At 65.6% G+C, this 17,144-nt stretch carries 12 protein-coding genes; 4 read left to right on the top strand and 8 right to left on the bottom strand.

Annotated elements, in window-relative coordinates:
* Window positions 1–7 precede the first annotated feature (7 nt).
* Window positions 8–694, top strand: coding sequence for a DUF2058 domain-containing protein (locus AC5P8C_RS03190; RefSeq protein WP_233653958.1), 687 nt, complete (start codon window positions 8–10; stop codon window positions 692–694).
* A gap of 48 nt (window positions 695–742) precedes the next feature.
* Window positions 743–2,815: an acyltransferase family protein gene (locus AC5P8C_RS03185; RefSeq protein ID WP_495218340.1), complete on the top strand. Its 2,073-nt coding sequence runs from the start codon at window positions 743–745 to the stop codon at window positions 2,813–2,815.
* 12 nt (window positions 2,816–2,827) lie between these two features.
* Here the strand turns inward: AC5P8C_RS03185 and AC5P8C_RS03180 are convergent, their stop codons facing one another.
* The 4 genes from AC5P8C_RS03180 to AC5P8C_RS03165 form a co-directional block, all read right to left on the bottom strand.
* Window positions 2,828–4,012 carry an MFS transporter gene (locus AC5P8C_RS03180; protein WP_021202716.1) on the bottom strand — a complete coding sequence of 395 codons (1,185 nt, stop codon included), beginning with the start codon at window positions 4,010–4,012 and terminating at the stop codon, window positions 2,828–2,830.
* Between the two features lie 79 nt (window positions 4,013–4,091).
* A complete protein-coding gene (gene metH, locus AC5P8C_RS03175) occupies window positions 4,092–6,776 on the bottom strand; it encodes a methionine synthase (RefSeq protein WP_233653960.1) in 2,685 nt (894 codons plus the stop codon).
* On the bottom strand, window positions 6,773–7,867 hold the full coding sequence (locus AC5P8C_RS03170; protein ID WP_180832398.1) for a homocysteine S-methyltransferase family protein: 1,095 nt from the start codon (window positions 7,865–7,867) through the stop codon (window positions 6,773–6,775). Before AC5P8C_RS03170 ends, metH begins: the two co-directional genes overlap by 4 nt.
* Window positions 7,868–7,880: 13 nt before the next feature.
* Window positions 7,881–8,810: an ArsR/SmtB family transcription factor gene (locus tag AC5P8C_RS03165; RefSeq protein ID WP_019660391.1), complete on the bottom strand. Its 930-nt coding sequence runs from the start codon at window positions 8,808–8,810 to the stop codon at window positions 7,881–7,883.
* Between the two features lie 153 nt (window positions 8,811–8,963).
* On the opposite strand from AC5P8C_RS03165, the gene AC5P8C_RS03160 reads away from it, so the two are divergent.
* Window positions 8,964–10,112 (top strand): acyl-CoA dehydrogenase family protein, encoded by a 1,149-nt coding sequence (locus AC5P8C_RS03160; RefSeq protein ID WP_495218339.1) that lies wholly within the window; start codon window positions 8,964–8,966, stop codon window positions 10,110–10,112.
* A 45-nt stretch (window positions 10,113–10,157) separates the two neighbouring features.
* Here AC5P8C_RS03160 and AC5P8C_RS03155 read toward each other — a convergent pair whose 3' ends face one another.
* Entirely contained in the window at window positions 10,158–11,075 is a 918-nt protein-coding gene (locus AC5P8C_RS03155) for a hypothetical protein (RefSeq protein WP_058981279.1), read from the bottom strand.
* A 289-nt stretch (window positions 11,076–11,364) separates the two neighbouring features.
* Here AC5P8C_RS03155 and AC5P8C_RS03150 point away from each other — a divergent pair, with 289 nt between their 5' ends.
* Window positions 11,365–11,658: a hypothetical protein gene (locus AC5P8C_RS03150; protein ID WP_495218391.1), complete on the top strand. Its 294-nt coding sequence runs from the start codon at window positions 11,365–11,367 to the stop codon at window positions 11,656–11,658.
* 152 nt (window positions 11,659–11,810) lie between these two features.
* Here the strand turns inward: AC5P8C_RS03150 and AC5P8C_RS03145 are convergent, their stop codons facing one another.
* From AC5P8C_RS03145 to AC5P8C_RS03135, 3 genes are read right to left on the bottom strand one after another with little or no spacing between them, the layout of a single operon-like run.
* Window positions 11,811–14,984: a multidrug efflux RND transporter permease subunit gene (locus AC5P8C_RS03145; RefSeq protein ID WP_019660387.1), complete on the bottom strand. Its 3,174-nt coding sequence runs from the start codon at window positions 14,982–14,984 to the stop codon at window positions 11,811–11,813.
* A 15-nt stretch (window positions 14,985–14,999) separates the two neighbouring features.
* The gene (locus tag AC5P8C_RS03140; protein ID WP_495218338.1) at window positions 15,000–16,244 is read right to left on the bottom strand and encodes an efflux RND transporter periplasmic adaptor subunit; all 1,245 of its coding nucleotides are present in this window, start codon (window positions 16,242–16,244) and stop codon (window positions 15,000–15,002) included.
* Complete coding sequence (locus AC5P8C_RS03135) at window positions 16,244–16,900, bottom strand: TetR/AcrR family transcriptional regulator (RefSeq protein WP_019660385.1); 657 nt, start codon at window positions 16,898–16,900, stop codon at window positions 16,244–16,246. The genes AC5P8C_RS03140 and AC5P8C_RS03135 overlap by 1 nt, the downstream gene beginning before the upstream one ends.
* Window positions 16,901–17,144 lie beyond the last annotated feature (244 nt).

Genomic DNA, 17,144 nt, shown 5'->3' with positions numbered 1-17,144 from the left:
GAATCCTATGAGCGATACCCTCCGCGACCAGCTGATGGGCCTGGGCTTCAAGCCCGCGCCCAGGCCCGAGCGCAAGAATGATGGCCCCCGCCGTGACGGCCGCCCGCAGGGCAAGGGTGGCAACGGCAATGCAAAGCCGCAGGGCGCAGGCAAGGGCGAGCACAAGCCCGGCGAGCGTCGCGGGCATGGCCATGGTGGGGCGGGCAGGCCCGGTGGGCAGGCGCGTGGTGGCCAAGGGCAGCAGGGGCCGCGCAAGCCGCGCAGCGCCGAAGAGATGGACCTGGCCAAGGCCTATGCGATCCGTGCGCAGCGGGAGAAGGAAGAGCGCATCGAGGCCGAGCGCCTGAAGCAGGAAGAAGCACGCGTGCGCCGTGAGGCGAAGACCAAGCTGGAAGCGCTGCTGCAGGGCAAAAGCCTCAATGCCGAGGAGGCGGACATTGCCCGCCACTTCCCGTACGGCGGCAAGATCAAGCGCATCTACGTGACCGCCGAACAGCTGACCGCGCTCAATGCCGGTGAGCTGGGCGTGGTCCAGCTCAACGGCCGCTACCTGCTGGTGACCGCCGAGGTGCTGGCACAGTGCGAGGCAGTGTTCGCCCCGTCGGTGGCGCTGAAGGTCGATCCGAATGCGCCGGCCGAGGAAGATCCGTACGCGGACCCGCAGTACCAGGTGCCGGACGACCTGGTCTGGTAAACGCGTGATCGCCGTGGGCGCGTTGCCCCCGCGGCCGCGGAGGAAGGGATGACCGCTGATCCAAGCCGCGGCTACGTGCCGCACATTGACGGCCTGCGCGCGGTCGCCGTGCTGGCTGTCATCGTGTTCCACCTGGACCCGGGCTGGTTGCCGGGCGGGTTTACCGGCGTGGACGTGTTCTTCGTCATCTCCGGTTTCGTGGTCAGCGCGTCGGTACATCGGCTGCCGCCGCTGTCGCTGGGGCAGTCGATGCTGCGCTTCTATGCGCGCCGCATCCGTCGTATCGCACCGGCGCTGCTGGCGTGCGTGTTGCTGACCGCTGTGGCGAGCGTGCTGTTCATTCCCGAGTCGTGGCTCAGCGAAGCCAGCGACAAGACGGGGCTGATGGCGTTGTTCGGATTCAGCAACTGGGTGCTGGCGGCGATCGGCAACGATTACTTCGCGCCCAAGGCCGAATTCAATCCCTACACCCATACCTGGTCGCTGGGTGTGGAAGAGCAGTTCTACCTGCTGTTCCCGTTGCTGTTCCTGGCCTGGGCACGTGGCGCGCGCGGGCGCTGGATCAGCCTGGGCCTGTTCGCACTGGTCAGCATGGCATCGCTGCTGCACGCTGCGGTGCTGGGTCTGCGCGAGGCGCCGCCATCGTGGGCGTTCTACGCCACCAGCACCCGTCTCTGGCAACTGGGCGTGGGCGTGCTGCTGTTCCAGCTGCTGCACGTGCGGCAATCGCTGGACCCCGCAACCAGTCAGGCACTGAAGCGCGCTGCGCCGGTGTTTTCCCTGCTGGCCATGATGGCGCTGGCCCTGCTGGGGTGGGCTCTATGTTCCTCGCGTGCCGGGCGCTCGCCGTGGCCTGACGGCCTGCTGCCGGCCTTCGCCACCGCAGGCCTGCTTTGGACGCTGCATCATCATCCGCAGGCATGGGTGGCGCGGCTGCTCGCCAGCGCTCCGATGCGCCGCATTGGCCTGCTGTCGTACTCACTGTATCTGTGGCACTGGCCGGTGTTCGTGCTGATGCGCTGGACCGTGGGCCTGCGGACACCACCGCAGATGATCGCTGCGATGGTGCTGGTGCTGCTGCTGTCATGGGTATCGTGGCGCTGGGTCGAGCAACCCTTCCGCGGCCCGTTGTCGCAGCGCCTGCGTCCAGGCCGGTGGGTGCTGAGCGGCGCAGTCGTACTGCTGTGCGCCGCCGGCATCCAGGCATTGCTCTACCTGCAGGCGCCGCGGCTGTCGCTGAGTACCGTCAGCCGGCATCCAGCCGATTGGTATCCCAATGGCGAGAGTGTGGCGGGTGATTATCCCGATTGTGCTCTGGTGGCCGCGAAGCATCGATTCGAAGGCGGCAGTGCGCGCACCTTTACCCGTGGAAACTGCGACCGTCCGCTGCCGGCCGGTGCGCCGAAGCGGGTGTTTGTTGCCGGCGATTCGCATGCGATGGCCTACATCGAGCTGCTGCAGCGCCTGGCGCTGGAAACCGGCTCTGAGGTCTCCCTCTATGGCCGTGGCGGATGCCCGCAGGTGAGCCTGCAGAAGTGGCGCGGTGCCGGGGCCGGTTGCACCGATTTCGACGCAGCGGTGTTTGCCGACATCGCGCAGCGCGCGCAGCCGGGGGACGCCGTGGTTCTGGTATCGCTGCGGGTGCCGCGCCTGTCCGATCAGTTCGTGCTGTTCGATGCGCAGGCGCAGCTGGCGGGCGAACTGACAGCGGAGGCCACGGCAGGGCGTGAGGCCGAAGCGGCCGAGGCGATCAAGCAGTGGAAGCCTCTGGCCGAGCGCGGTGTGCGCATCGTGCTGGAGGCACCCAAACCGGTGCTGCCGGCGCCCCCCTATCGCTGCTCGGACCGCTTCAATGCGCGCAACGAGGTCTGCCGCAACGGGCTGGACAGCACGCGCGTCGCGATGGAAACGTTGCGGGCACCCATGCTGGGCAGCCTGCGGCAGGTGGTCGATGGACTGCCGGGGGGCGTGCTGTGGGACCCGCTGCCGGTGCTGTGCGACGACGCGCTATGTCCCGCGCAGCGCGATGGCCGCCCGCTGTTCTTCGATGGCGATCATCTCAGCGCGCATGGCAACCGCGTGCTGCTGCCTTCGCTGGAGCAGGTGTTGCTGCAGCGCTGAACCGGAGCGTTGTCAGTGTGCGCCGTGGGTCCGGCGCGCGCGTATCAGCGGCAGGCTCAGTGCGAAGAAGCAGAGCAGGGCGCCGATCAGGGCAAACCCGCTAGCCGCCAGGAACGCGGTGCGGCCATCGTCGATCTTCCACAGCTGGCCGGCAATAAGCGCGCCCAGCACCCCGCCGACACCCGACGAGAATCCATAGAGCAGTCCCTGGCCGTGGCCATTGAGACGACCGGGGAAGTAGGTCGCCAGCATCTGCATCGCCGCCGCAAAGAACGCGGCAAAGCCCAGCGCGTGCGCGGTCTGCGCCAGCAGCATTACCGGCAGGTTCTCCGGGAACAATGCGGTCACGGCCCAGCGCAGGCAGGAACTGACCAGTGCGATCAGCAGCATCCAGCTGGCGTCGTAGCGGCGGAAGAAGCGGCCGATGGTGAAGAACACGCCCACTTCGAAGACCACGCCGATGGTCCACAGCAGGCCCAGGGTGGAGGTACGGTAACCGTGATGGTCCATGTAGACCGAGAAGAACGTGTAGTACGGGCCGAACGACAGCTGCTCCATGAACGCGGCCAGGAAGAACGCCAGCACCGGCGGTCGGCGCACGATCTGCCAGAAGCCGCTGGCATCCCCCGCCGTCCTGCCGATGTCGCGCGCGTAATGGTTGCTGAAGGCCGAGGCAACCAGCAGCACGAACAGGGGCAGCATCATCCAGGGCAACAATCCGGCGTGGCTGCCGGCGCCATCGCCTTCGATCAGCCAGCCGAACAGGGTGACCACGGCGATGAAACCGAGCGAGCCCCAGACCCGGATCAGCCCGTAGCGATGGCTGTCGTTGCCCAGGTGGGTGAGGGTGATCGACTCGAACTGCGGCATCACCGCGTTGTAGAAGAAGCAGAACACGATCATCGCCGGGTACATCCACGGCTGCGGCAGGGGCAGCAGGAAGGCGGCGAAGCTGAGCAGGGTCAGCACGCAGCCGACGCGCAGTAGGCGGATCGGTCGCGGTGATGCGGCCGCCAGCGAGGTCCAGGCACTGGGTGCGATCACGCGGGTGGCGTACCACAGGCCCATCATCACGCTGATCGCGGTCACGCTCATCCCGCGCGCGGTCAGGAACAGGCTCCAGTACGGCGTGAACGCGCCGAGCGCCGCGTAGTAGAACAAGTAGAAACTTGAGAGGCGGGCAACGGGAACGGTCATCGCGGGAATAATGCACGGTAGCGCCGGGCCAGGCCCGGCGGACGGGAGATGACGCCGGGCATGGCCCGGCGCTACCGCCTCATTCGGGGTCGTAGTCGAGATTGGAGGCCAGCCAGCGTTCGGCCTGGCCGCGGTCCACGCCCTTGCGCCGGGCATAGTCGGTGACCTGTTCGCGGCTGAGCCGTCCGACAACGAAGTACTGGCTCTGCGGATGGCTGAAGTAGTAGCCGGAGACAGCGGCCGTGGGCAACATCGCGAAGCTCTCGGTCAGTTCCATGCCAGCGTTCTTCTCAGCCTGCAGCAGGTCGAACAGGCGGCGCTTCTCGCTGTGCTCGGGGCAGGCCGGGTAGCCCGGCGCCGGACGGATGCCGCGGTACTGCTCGTCGATCAAGGCTTCGTTGTCCAGCGTCTCGGCGCGGTCGTAGCCCCAGAATTCTGTACGCACGCGCTGGTGCAGGCGCTCGGCCAGTGCCTCGGCGAAGCGGTCGGCGAGGGCCTTCAGCAGGATCGCGTTGTAGTCGTCATGCTCGGCCTCGAAGCGCGCGACGTGGGTGTCGATGCCGATACCGGCAGTGACCGCGAACGCGCCGATCCAGTCCTGCTTTCCGCTGTCGGCCGGTGCAATGAAATCGGCCAGGCAGAAATCCGGGCGTTCGGCTGGCTTGTCCACCTGCTGGCGCAGGAAGTGCAGGGTGGTTTCGCCCTGTGCGTGCTGCACGCGGACATCGTCGCCGATGCTGTTGGCCGGCCACAGGCCGAACACGGCCTTGGCCGTCAGCCACTTCTCGCCGACGATGCGCTCGAGCATCGCACGGGCATCCTTGTACAGCTCGCTGGCCTGGGTGCCGACGATCTCGTCGGTGAGGATCGCCGGGAACTTGCCGGCCAGCTCCCAGGCCTGGAAGAACGGCGTCCAGTCGATGTAGTCGAGCAGTTCGGCCAGGGGATAGTCGTCGAACACGTGCAGGCCGGGCTGATTCGGTGCCGGTGGCGTGTAACTGTCCCAGCCGCCCTGGAATTTCTGCCCGCGCGCATGTTCCAGCGTGACCAGACGCTTGGCGTCGCCCCGGTTGCGGTGGCGCGCGCGGATTTCGGCATAGTCGGCTTCGTTGGCGGCAACGAAGGCCTCGCGCAGATCACGCGAGATCAGCGACTGCGCAACGCCAACCGCGCGCGATGCATCCTTCACCCATACCGTCGGCGCCTTGTAGTGCGGGTCGATCTTCAGCGCGGTGTGCGCACGCGAAGTGGTCGCACCCCCGATCAGCAGCGGCAGGTCGAAGCCCTGGCGCTCCATCTCGCGGGCAACGTGGCTCATCTCCTCCAGGGACGGGGTGATCAGCCCGGACAGGCCGATCAGGTCGGCGTTGTGCTCGCGGGCGGCATCGAGGATCTTCTGCGCCGGCACCATCACGCCGAGGTCGACCACGTCGAAGTTGTTGCAGGCCAGTACGACGCCGACGATGTTCTTGCCGATGTCATGCACATCGCCCTTCACCGTAGCCATGATGATCTTGCCGTTGCTCTTGGCGGTGTCACCGCTGCGCGCCTTTTCCGCTTCGATGTAGGGCAGCAGGTAGGCCACGGCCTTCTTCATCACGCGCGCGGATTTCACCACCTGTGGCAGGAACATCTTGCCGGCGCCGAACAGGTCGCCGACGATGTTCATGCCGTCCATCAGCGGGCCTTCGATCACATCCAGCGGGCGGCTGGAGGCCTGCCGGGCCAGTTCGGTGTCTTCCTCGACGAAGGCATCCAGGCCGTGTACCAGGGCATGCGCCAAACGCTGTGCCACCGGCTTTTCGCGCCAGGCCAGGTCTTCGGTCTTCGCCGCGCCCTTCTTGCCCTTGTAGCGCTCGGCGATCTCCAGCAGACGCTCGGTGGCATCGCTTCGGCGGTTGAGGATCACGTCCTCGACGCGCTCGCGCAGGTCCGGCTCCAGGTCGTCGTAGATCGGCATCGCGCCGGCGTTGACGATGCCCATGTCCATGCCGGCGGCGATCGCGTGGTACAGGAACACCGAGTGGATGGCCTGGCGTACCGTTTCGTTGCCGCGGAAGGAGAACGAGACGTTGGAGACGCCGCCGGAGACGTGGCAGTGCGGCAGGGTCTGCTTGATGATGCGGGTGGCTTCGATGAAGTCCACTGCATAGTTGTCGTGCTCTTCGATGCCCGTAGCGACGGCGAAGATGTTCGGGTCGAAGATGATGTCCTGCGGCGGGAAACCGATCTCGTCGACCAGGATGCGGTAGGCACGGGTACAGATTTCGACCTTGCGCGCGCAGGTGTCGGCCTGCCCGTTTTCGTCGAACGCCATCACCACCGCAGCAGCACCGTAGCGCAGCACCTTGCGCGCGTGCTCGCGGAACAGCGCCTCGCCTTCCTTCAGCGAAATCGAGTTGACCACGCTCTTGCCCTGCAGGCATTTCAGGCCGGCCTCGATCACGCTCCACTTGGAGGAGTCGACCATCACCGGGATGCGCGCGATGTCCGGCTCGGACATGATCAGGTTCAGGTAGCGGGTCATCGCCGCTTCCGAGTCGATCAGGCCCTCGTCCATGTTCACATCGAGGATCTGCGCACCGCTGGCCACCTGCTGGCGGGCCACGTCCACAGCTTCTTCGTAGCGGCCTTCCTTGATGAGCTTGCGGAACTGCGCACTGCCGGTGACGTTGGTGCGTTCGCCGACGTTGATGAACAGCAGGTCCGGGGTGATGACCAGCGGTTCCAGGCCGGACAGGCGGGTGAGGGGCGTGCTGCTCATGCGGCGTGCTGCTCCCGTGCGCCCGGCAGGGCACGCGGTGCCAGCCCGGCCACGGCCTGGGCGATCGCGCGGATATGGTCGGGGGTGGAACCACAGCAGCCACCGACCAGGTTCAACAGGCCATCCTCGGCGAAGCCCCGCAGGGTGGTGGCCATCTCTTCAGGGGTTTCGTCGTACTCGCCGAACGCGTTGGGCAGGCCGGCGTTGGGGTGGGCGCTGACGTAACAGTCGGCGACCTGCGAGAGGGTTTCCACATGCGGGCGCATCGCATTGGCGCCCAGCGCGCAGTTCAGGCCGATCGACAGCGGTCGCGCATGCGCCAGCGAGGCGTGGAAGGCTTCGGCAGTCTGTCCGGACAAGGTGCGCCCCGACGCGTCGGTGATGGTGCCGGAGATCATCACCGGCAACCGCGCGCCACGTGCATCAAAGGCCTCTTCCAGCGCATACAGCGCGGCCTTGGCATTGAGCGTATCGAAGATGGTCTCGACCATGAGCGTGTCGGCGCCGCCGTCGATCAGGCCTTCGATGGCTTCGCGATAGGTGTCGCGAAGCTCGTCGAAGCTGGTGTTGCGGAAGCCCGGATCGTTCACGTCGGGACTGATCGAGGCGGTGCGGCTGGTCGGGCCGATCACCCCGATCACGAAGCGCGGCTTGCCGGGCGTGGTCGCTTCCGCCGCGTCACAGCAGGCGCGCGCGACGGCCGCACCGGCCTTGTTCAGTTCGTACACCAGGTGCTCGAGGTGGTAGTCAGCTTGGCTGACCGAGGTGGCATTGAAGGTGTTGGTCTCGACCAGATCCGCGCCTGCCTCCAGGTAGGCGGTATGGATGTCGGCGACGATCTGCGGCCGGGTCAGCAGCAGCAGATCGTTGTTGCCCTTCAGATCATGGCCTTCGGGCACGCCGTGGTCACAGCCGGGGCCATGCGCATGGTCGTAGCCACCGGCGAAGCGCTCGCCACGGTAATCGCCTTCCTGCAGGCCATGGCGCTGGATCATCGTGCCCATCGCGCCGTCGATGATCAGGATCCGCTCGCGCAGGGCGTCGAGCAGCGCGTTGGCACGATCGGGATGCAACCAAGGCAGGGCAGGCATGGCGGTCTCGGGCTCAGGGCTTGTTGGCGATCAGCGAAATCACTTCAAAGTGCGGCGGGCGTTTCTCGCGGGTGACCGTCTCCAGGCTGGACACCTGCAGGCCGGCCTTGTCGACGAACCTGCGCAGCTCCTTGTCGCTGAAGCCGAGGTTGACATGGCCATAGGCCTCCACGGCGGCCTTGTGCTCGTGGCGCGCCAGGCTGCACAGCAGCAGCCGGCCACCGGGCCGCAGCACGCGCGCGGCTTCGGTCACCGCCTGCGCCGGCTTGCTGGCGTAGGTCAGCGCGTGCATCAGCACGACCAGATCGAAGCTGGCATCCTTGAACGGCAGTGCATGCATGTCGCCCTCGCGCACTTCCACGTTCGGCAGGCGGCGCAGGCGTTCGCTGGCGGCGGCGACCACGCGCGCGCTGGTGTCGATGCAGATGTAGCGCTTGGCATGTGGGGCTACCAGTTCGGCCAGCACGCCGTCACCGGAAGCGATATCCAGCACGTCGCCGGTCTCCAGCAGCGGCAGCGCGGTACGCGCCAGTGCCTCCCAGGTGCGGCCAGGTGAGTAGTGGCGTTCCATGTCGCCGGCCACGCTGTCGGCCCAGTTCTGGTCCGAGGCGCGGTGCGCCAGCACGGCGGCGACGCGTTCGGCATCCTGGCGCAGCAGCGGGTCATCGCTTCCGTTGCTCAAGGCATGCCACAATGCACGCTGCGCCGGGTCCAGCTGGGCCTCGTCGAAGCGGTAGTACGCCGACACGCCAGCACGGCGGTCGCGGACCAGGCCGGCTTCCTTCAGGCGTGCCAGGTGGGTGGACACTCGCGGCTGCGCCAGCCGGGTGATCGCCGACAGTTCGGCCACGGTCAGTTCCTCCTGCTCCAGCAGCGCCAGCAGGCGGACGCGAGTGGCATCGGCGAACACCTTCAGGCGGGTCGACCAGTCTTCCAGATCCATAAACATCTACCTATCGCGATATAGAGATATATTGGCCGAGAGGGCCTGTCGCGGTCAAGTCGGCAGCGTACGGAAGCAGCCGGCCCCCGGTACAATCGAGGCACCTGGGCGCGCCGTATGCGGCCCATAACTTCATGTACCCGGGAGGGTGTTGTGGATTTCAGCTTTACCGAAGAGCAGTTGATGCTGCAGGACGTGGCGCGGCGTATCGCGCAGGAGAAGATCGCCCCCAGCGCGGAGCATCATGACCGTACCGGCGAGTTCCCGCTGGACAACATTCGCCTGTTGGGCGAGAACGGCCTGATGGGCATCGAAGTGCCGACCGAATACGGCGGCGCGGGCATGGACCCGATCGCGTACGTGCTGGCGATGGTGGAGGTCGCCGCCGCCGACGCAGCCCATTCGACGATCATGTCCGTCAACAACTCGCTGTTCTGCAACGGCATCCTGACCCACGGTACCGAGCAGCAGAAGCAGACCTACGTACGTGCCATCGCCGAAGGCACGGCCATCGGCGCGTTCGCGCTGACCGAGCCGCAGTCCGGCTCCGACGCCACGGCCATGCGCTGCCGCGCGGTGAAGCAGGCAGACGGCACCTTTGTCATCAATGGCAAGAAGAGCTGGATCACCTCCGGCCCGGTGGCAAAGTACATCGTGCTGTTCGCGATGAGCGAGCCGGACAAGGGCGCACGCGGCATCACCGCCTTCCTCATCGACACCGGCAAGGCCGGCTTCGGCCGCGGCAAGACCGAGCCGAAGCTGGGCATCCGCGCCTCGGCTACCTGCGAGATCGAGTTCAACGATTACGTGGCGCGGGCCGAAGACGTGCTGGGCCAGGAAGGCGAGGGCTTCAAGATCGCCATGAGCGTGCTCGATGCCGGCCGCATCGGCATCGCTTCGCAGGCCATCGGCATCGCCCGTGCCGCCTATGAAGCGACTCTGGACTACGTGAAGGAGCGCAAGGCGTTCGGCGCGGCCATCGGCACCTTCCAGATGACCCAGGCCAAGATCGCCGACATGAAGTGCAAGCTGGACGCAGCGCTGCTGCTGACCCTGCGCGCGGCGTGGGTGAAGGGCCAGGGCAAGCGCTTCAGCAATGAGGCTGCCATTGCCAAGCTGACCGCCTCTGAGGCGGCAATGTGGATTACCCACCAGGCCGTGCAGATCCACGGCGGCATGGGGTATTCCAAGGAAATGCCGCTGGAGCGCTACTTCCGTGATGCCAAGATCACCGAGATCTACGAAGGCACCTCGGAAATCCAGCGCCTGGTGATCGCACGCAACGAGACCGGGCTGCGCTGATGGACACGACGGGGCGGCGATTGCCGCCCCGTTTCCTCTGCGCTGTCAACGTGGCAACCGGCAAACGATATCCTTTCCATTCCATTCACAGACGATCTGAAGGGATTCCCGTGGCATTCCCGGATGCATGGTCACGCCGTAGAGCCGGGCGGAGTCAACCCATCGTTCGAGCTCGCCGGCATCGTCAAAGCGATAGTTGCCGATGAAGCTCCGGGCCATCTCTGGATCGGTTGCCGCACCATCCGGAATCTTGTTGCCCTTGGCGTCACGGCTTTCACCTTGCACATAGCGGGCTTGATCAACCGCAGAAGGCGTGATGACCAGCGTGGTTTTTGAACCATCGCGCCATGTGATCCGATAGATGGCGCTGTCAATGCCGACGGTCTTGCTGACGAAGCTCAGGCCGATCGAGGAAAGGAATGTTGCCATGCCGTTCCAGGCGGCCGACGATGTTGTCGCCCCCGTGAAGGCCTTGCCGATGTCACCTTCCAGCCTTGATCGCTCCGTGGCCATCTGAACGACATCGTAGGCGTTGAGGTTCTTGTGCTCTTCCGGGAAGCTTATGCCGTTGGCGTATTGCGGGTCATCAGGATGAACCTCGTACTGGACTCCTCTTCCGGCCCGCTGCCGCGGCGCGAACTGTACGGTTGGCACGTTGTTGTCGAGCATGCCCATGATCCGATTGAAGGATGCGTTGATTGGCCCGGGAATCTGCGCCCTTGTTGCGCGATAGCGCCGTAGCTCGCGATCGTATTCCACATCGAAACCATGGATCCGGCGCTGCTGGAAGTCGGCGACGATGGTCGGCCCCGTACCCGAGGAAAGCGCCAATGCGCGCGGGTCACGACAGTTGTCGCAGACGAGGACGCCTGCCGCGTGGCTGTCCTGGATGCTGCTGGCCGCGAAGAGCGCGCCAAACAGCAGGGCAGGGCAGCTGAAGAATCGTAGTGGTGCTCTTTCCATGATCAGTCTCCTGGAGGGCTTCGGATCGATTGCCGTCGAGACATCTGGATAGCAGCGATCCGGGCGTGCCGCATTTCTGTGTGCCCATGAATCCGGGGTGGGTGGCTTTCTGCGAACACGGTAGACGCCTTGAGCGCTTCGGTGTCGGGTGATGCCTTCCGGCGCAGCGGTCGAGGCTTCTCAATACAGGCCGTATGCGACCGGTCTCCGTGCAGTCGATGTGTCAGCGATCCATTGGCATTCCGGCTCGATGAGCGCAGAATGCTCCGCCGTTCATGGACACCACCACATGCTCATCTATCGAGGCGCGGGGCTGCTGATCCTGCTCACACCGATCGCTGCCGTGCTGCTCATCCTCATCCTGTTCCCGGATCCAGTGGTGGGTCGCGGCAATACTTCACTCGGCCAGGTCCTGCTGGCGTTCGGCCTTGGCTCAGCAATCAATACGGTGCTGGGTTTTGTGCTCAATCGAAAGCCGCGTGTACATGGCCTGCATGCTCCGCATCACTTCTTCTTCCTGCCGATGCAATGGCCTGCGATGGCGGTTGTGGCGGTGTGCGTGGTGGTGGCGCTGCTGCGCTGAGACGTTGCCCGAACAGCGCCAACCAAGGTTGGCGGCTACCGGGCATGCCGTTGCTCCGGTAGATGCCAACCTGGGTTGGCATGGATGCAGAAGCGGCAACAAAAAAGGCCCCGGATCGCTCCGGGGCCTTTTCGTTTCAGCGCACCGCCGGATCAACGATCCGGGCGGTGGGCGGACTCTGCGTCGCGCTGGCGCTCCATGAACTCCTTCGACGGTTCATCCAGCTTGTCGCCCAGCATGCGGCGCACGACCACGAAGAACACCGGGATCATCAGCAGGCCGAGCAGGGTGGCGAACAGCATGCCGCCGATCACGCCGGTGCCGATGGCGTGGCGGGAGTTGGCGCCGGCGCCGGTGGAGATCGCCATCGGGATCACGCCCATGATGAACGCGAACGAGGTCATCAGGATCGGGCGGAAACGCAGGCGGGCCGCTTCGATGGTGGCATCACGCAGGTTCTTGCCTGCTGCGCGCTGCTCCACCGCGAACTCCACGATCAGGATCGCGTTCTTCGCCGCCAGGCCGATCACGGTGATCAGGCCGATCTTGAAGAACAGATCGTTGGGCAGGCCGCGCAGCATCGACAGGCCGAGGGCACCCAGCACGCCCAGCGGCACGACCAGCAGCACCGCCACCGGGATCGACCAGCTTTCATACAGGGCGGCCAGGCACAGGAACACCACCACGATCGACAGCACCAGCAGCAGGGTCGCCGCGTTGCCGGCCAGGATTTCCTGGTAGGACATGCCCGACCAGTCGTAGCCGAAGCCGGCCGGCAGGTCGTCGTTGACGATGCCTTCCATGGTCTGCATCGCCTCACCCGAGCTGGTGCCCGGTGCCTGCGAACCGACGATGTTGATCGCCGAATAGCCGTTGTAGCGGCTCAGCGACGGCGGCGCCGACACCCATTCGGACTTGACCACCGTGTTCAACGGGATCATCGCGTTGGTGCCATCGGCGTTCTGGGTCAGGCTGGACGGGCTGTAGAAGCTCTTCAGCGATTCCTGGCCAGTGCGGTACGGACCATCGGCCTGCATGGTCACGCGCTTGATGCGGCCTTCGTAGAAGAAGTCGTTGACGTACACCGGGGCCAGCATCAGCTGGATGGTGCTGTACACGTCCGACACCGACATGCCCATCGACTGCGCCTGCACGCGATCCACGTGCAGCTGCAGCTGCGGCGCGTTTTCCAGGCCGTTCGGGCGCACACCGACCAGGTGGTCCGGTTTCTGCGCGGCCTGGCCGAGCAGGATGTTGCGGGCCTGGGTCAACTGTTCGTAGCCGGCACCACTGCGGTCCTGCAGCCACATGTCGAAGCCACCGAACTGGCCCAGGCCCTGCACGGTGGGCAGGTTGACCACGAAGATCTGCGCTTCCTTGATGCCGTAGAACGCGCCGTTCATGTTCTGGATGAACTCGGGCGCGGTGAACTTGCGTTCCTCCCACGGCTTCAGGCGGATGAAGCCCATGCCCACGTTCTCGCCGGAACCGACGAAGCTGAAGCCGGCCACCTGCAGCATGCCTTCATAGCCATCCTGCTTTTCCAGGATGCCACGCATCTGCGCGAACACTTCGTTGGTCTGGCCCTTGGTCGAGCCCGGCGGCAGCTGCACGATCGCCAGCGCATAGCCCTGGTCTTCTTCCGGCAGGAAGCTGCCCGGCATGCGGGTGAACAGGAATCCACACAGCGCGGTGAGCACCACGAACAGGATCATCCAGCGCGGCGCATGGCGCACCGCAGAGGTGATGTGGCCCACATAGGTGTGGCTGATCTTGTCGTAGTACTTGTTGAAGGTGCGGTAGACGATGTTCGGGTTGTCGTTGTGCGTCGGCTTGAGGAAGGTCGCGCACAGCGCCGGCGTGAAGCCCAGGGCCAGGAAAGCCGAGAATGCCATCGAGATGGCGATGGTCAGCGCGAACTGCTTGTAGATCTCACCGGCGGCACCGCCCTGCAGGGCGGAGGGGATGAACACCGCGGCCAGCACCACGGTGATCGCCACCACCGCACCGGTGATCTGGGTCATCGCTTTCTGCGTGGCAGGCTTGGGCGCCAGGCCCTCCTCGGTCATGATGCGTTCGACGTTCTCGATCACCACGATCGCGTCGTCGACCACGATGCCGATCGCCAGCACCATCGCAAACAGCGTCAGCTGGTTGATGGTGAAGCCGATCATCCACATGCCCAGGAAGGTACCGAGCAGGGCGACCGGGATCACCAGGGTCGGGATCAGGGTGGCGCGGAAGTTCTGCAGGAAGATCAGCATCACCAGGAACACCAGCAAGACCGCTTCAAACAGGGTCTTGACCACTTCCTGGATCGAGATCTTGACGAACGTGGTGCTGTCGTACGGCGAGAACCAGGTCACCCCGGACGGGAAGCTGGGCTGCAGCTCGTCCATCTTGGCGCGCACCGCTTCGGCCACGTTCAGGGCATTGGCGCCCGGCAGAAGCTGGATGGCGAAGGCGCCGGTCGGCTTGCCGTTGTACTGGGTGTCGAAGCCGTAGTTGTTGGCACCGAAGGCGACGCGGGCGATGTCCTTCAGTAGCACGCGCGAACCGTCAGCGTTGGCGCGCAGGATGATGTTCTCGAATTCCTGCGGCGAGCTGAAGCGGCCTTCGGCCGAGACCGTGGCGGTGAAGTGCTGGCCTTCCGGCGACGGGTCCGAACCCAGCGCACCGGCGGCGAACTGCACGTTCTGCGCACGTACTGCGGCCAGTACCTGGCTGGCCGACAGACCATAGCCCTGCATCTTCTCCGGGTTCAGCCAGATGTTCATGGCGTACTCGGAACCGAACTGCTGGGTGCTGCCGACGCCGGGGATGCGCGAGACCTGATCGAGCACGCGCGAACCGACGATGTCGTTCAGGGCGTCACGGTTGATGGTCGGGGTATCGGACTGCAGCGCCACCACCATCAGGAAGCCGGCGTTGGCCTTGGCCACCACCACGCCCTGCTGGGTCACTTCCGAGGGCAGGCGTGGCGTGGCCAGCGAGACCTTGTTCTGCACCTGCACCTGGGCGATGTCCGGATCGGTACCGGTCTCGAAGGTCAGGGTGATCTGCGCACGGCCGTTGGACGCGGACGAGGAACTGAAGTACAGCAGGTGATCGATACCGGTCAGCTGCTGCTCGATCACCTGGGTGACCGATTTTTCCGTGGTGTCGGCACTGGCACCCGGGTAGGTCGCCGAGACGGTGACCTGCGGCGGGGCGATGTTGGGATAGGACTCCACGCCCAGGTTGAGGATCGCGATCACGCCGCTGAGCGAGATCAGGATCGCAACCACCCAGGCGAAGACTGGATGTTCGATGAAAAATTTAGGCATGACGGAAGGTTCCCGTTACTGCTTGTTCGAATCGGTGGCGGCCGGCTTGGCCGCATCGGCCGGTGCCTTGCCTGCGGCCGGTGCCGCGCCCGCCGGAGCGGCGCCGCCTGCGGCAGGCTTGCCGTTGGCGTCTTGCCCCGGGGTCCACGGCTTGGCCACCGCCGGTGCACCTTCCTTGACCTTCTGCACGCCGGCCACGATCACCTTGTCACCGGCGGCCAGGCCGTCGCTGACCAGCCAGTTGCCGTTCTGCGCGCCATCGGTCTTCACGTTCTTGCGCACGACCTTGCCGTCGGCGCCGACCACCATCACGTAGCCGCCGGTGGTATCGCGCAGCAGGGCCTGCTGCGGTACCAGGTAGGCGTTGTTGCGCTCGCCCAGGTTGGCCTGGAAGCTGACGAAGGCACCTGGCAGCAGGATCTGCTGCGGGTTCGGCAGCACAGCGCGCAATGACACTGCACCGGTGGCCGGGTCGACCGTAGTGGAGGAGAAGTCCAGCGTGCCCGGCTCGCTGTAGGTGCTGCCATCGGCCAGCTTCACTGCCACCGTCGCCTTGCCGTCGCCGGACAGCGCCAGCGCGCCCTTGGCCTGCTGCGCGCGCAGCTGGGTCAGTTCGTCCACGCTCAGCGAGAAGTTCACGTACAGCGGGTCGAGCTGATCGACGGTGGTCAGCAGGGTCACATCGCCCTGGCCGACCAGTGCGCCCTCGGTGACCTGCTGCTTGTTGGCCACGCCACTGATCGGCGCGGTCACTTCGGCGTAACCCAGGTTGATCCGCGAGGAGGTCACGGCGGCTTCGGCCTGCTTGACCGCGGCCAGCGCGGTGCGCTCGGCCGACTCGGCGTTGTCCAGGTCGGACTTGGAGACGAACTGCTGCGGCGCCAGCGAGCGTGCACGGTCGGCGGCCACCTTGGCGTTGGCGTAGGTCGCGCGGGCCGAGGCCAGCTGCGCTTCAGACGCATTGAGCGAGGCACGCAGCGGCGCCGGGTCGATCAGGAACAGGGTCTGGCCCTGCTTGACCTGCGAGCCTTCCTGGTAGACGCGCTTGAGCAGCACGCCCGGCACCCGCGCGCGCACGTCGGCACTGCGGAACGGCGACAGGCGGCCGACCAGCTCACGCTGCAGCGGCAGGGTCTGCGGCTTGGCGTCGATCACGCCCACCTCCGGCGGCGGGGGCGTCTGCTGTTCCGGCTTCTTGCAGGCAGCCAGCGCGACAGCAACGGCGCACGTCAAGGCAAGGGTGCGGAGTGGGGCGGTCATCAGGAGGAACTCCGGGGTTGGTTTGTAGACGGGGCCGCCGACGGCTGTGGCGCGAAGGCGCGCAGGAAGCTGTCGACGGAGAACTCTGCCCAACGCCGACGCAGCAGTGCGTCATCACGGTGGGGGGTATGGAAACGCTGTTTGTCGAAATCCTGACCGGCAATCATGCTCAGCAGCAGTTCGGCCATGAAGTGCGGGTCGTCATGCCGGAGCTGGCCACGCATGCAAACGGTTTCAATCCATTCAGCAAGATGAAGCGTCAGCGCGCCGGCACCGTGCCGGTACAGCGTACGCGCCTCTTCGGGAAACTGGGCCGCATCGGCGGCAATCAGCCGGCAGGCCTGGCCCACGTGCGGTTGGTTGAAGTGCTCCAGGAAGTCAATGGCGAACTGGAGCAGGCTGGCACGCAGGTCGTCAGTGCGGAGTGCACGGACCATGGCGCCGGTGGCGTGGCCGACATGGCGCTGCATCACCCGGCGCAGCAGCTCCTGCTTGCTGCCGTAGCGCGAGTACAGGGTCTGCTTGGAGCAGCCCGCATGCTGGGCCACTGCGTCCATGCTCATCTGCATGCCCTGCTGGGCCAACAGCTGGCGTACGGCTTCGAACACGCGCTCATCGCGTGCGTCGAGGGCAACGGGGAGGTAGGCCGGATTCACGCGGTGGACTATACCGTCCAGTTCAGGATTGTGGAATCGAAACGGCGTTGCCGCGTGTGTCTTCCGGTAACACGCTTTGCCGATCCTGTCGCCAGAGCCGAACCGGGCGCCATCACCCTACCGGCGCGAACTGAATAGGCGTCTAAACCGCAGCAAACCCGAATCTGCTTATTCCGTCCTGCAGCAAGGCCTTTTCCCGCGGTAGGGCTACAATTTCATTTTCCCAACTGAGCAAGCGCATCGC

The organism is Stenotrophomonas sp. YJH_SMC_46 (genome assembly GCF_059370315.1).
This window is presented reverse-complemented; position numbering and strand designations above follow the sequence as displayed.